This is a genomic window from Veillonella tobetsuensis, assembly GCF_001078375.1.
Classification (GTDB): Bacteria; Bacillota; Negativicutes; order Veillonellales; family Veillonellaceae; genus Veillonella; species Veillonella tobetsuensis.
In genome coordinates this window covers 1-1,573 of record NZ_BBXI01000012.1, presented here as the reverse complement: position 1 = coordinate 1,573, position 1,573 = coordinate 1, and the positions used below count along the sequence as shown (strand labels likewise).

At 37.3% G+C, this 1,573-nt stretch carries 1 protein-coding gene; it reads left to right on the top strand.

All coding sequences use genetic code 11. The annotated features are described in order from the left end of the window. Positions 1-61: 61 nt before the first annotated feature. Positions 62-1,573, top strand: a 1,512-nt coding sequence (locus VEI_RS04980) for a ShlB/FhaC/HecB family hemolysin secretion/activation protein (RefSeq protein ID WP_059362674.1), incomplete at its 3' end; no start/stop codon positions are given.

Genomic DNA, 1,573 nt, shown 5'->3' with positions numbered 1-1,573 from the left:
AAAAAAAAAAACATAATAAAATATAAAATATGAGTTTATGTTTTGTTTAGAGAGGAAATATATGATTAAGCGAGCGGTACTTTTGTATCTAGGGCTAGCATGTGTGATACCCTTACAGGGACATGGTGCTAATCCTATAGACACACAAGAACAACTAGATAGAGCAAGAGCTAGTCAAGAAGCGAGAGAGGCACGATTAGGAGAAGAACGGATACAATGGCAACATATATCATCTAATATAGACGGTAAGACACCAAGACCTGCATCAGGACCTATGAGTGTTTCACCGTCTTTTTATATTACGCAGATACGGTTAGCTGAAGAAGGTGGACATTCGAATTCTTCGATAGATAATTCTGCGCCATATAGTACGAGACTGATTAAGGGTCCCTTATATTATCAATCAAAAGGTCAGGATATATTACTTGATGTTCCTCAGACATTCTCGTTTCTGAGAAAAGAAATAAAACCTTATATTAATCGTAAGTTATCTATTGAGGATATTAATGGGTTATCGACTCAATTAAATAATTCATTACTATTGCATGGTTTTGTTACCTCTAAAGTGGTAATTCCACAACAATCTCTTGCCACGGGACAATTACAGTTTAATTTACAAATTGGACGGATAGAAGCCGTTACGTATCGGCCAGATTTACCACATTTACCTTGGCATAATGCATTTCCATTACGAGAAGGGGATATATTAAATATTCGAGATATTGAGCAAGGCCTAGAACAGATGCGCCGAATTGGATCCCAATCAGTGACTGTTGAATTAGAAGCTGGATCAAAACCGTTTTATTCTACTATTATATTGCAAACATCGAAAAAGCCTCCGATTCATGGCATGGTGTCTATTGATGATTCTGGATTAAAAGATACTGGAAAACTGCAGTGGACGACTTCTATAGGCATTGATCGATTATTCAATGCTAATGATACTTTTCAAGTGAGTTTAAACCAGGATGGAGCTCGAGATGGCGAAGTCAAGGGTACTAAAAACCATAGCATTTCTTACTCGATTCCACGGGGTAAAGATACGTTTTCTGTTTCATATAGTAATATGAAATACCATCAAACGGTACATACTATGGCAAATCCATTCATTAGTTCTAGTCGAGCTAAGACCTTTAGAGGCACATGGAATCATGTATTTCATCGCAGTCGAACAACAAAACGGAGTTGGGATATAACGATAGCTAAACGTAATTCCAAGAATTATATTAATGATGTAGAAATCGAAGTACAGAGAGCGAATACAGCATCATTGGAATTAGGTCTTTCAGAACGACGGTATCGTAAACAAAATACTATCTTTTCTCGTGTCGCTATAAAAAAAGGTGTTGGTTGGTTTGGATCACAACCTGATTATGGCTATGGTGCACCAACAACGCGTTATACACAACTATTATTAGATGTAGATTATCAAATGCCACGTACATGGGGACACCGTCCTGCAAGTATTACAACATCATTTTATGGGCAATGGACATTAGGTGGCAAGCAATTATACTCACGAGATATGATTAGTCTCGGCAATCGATATACCGTACAAGGATTTGATGGTGAG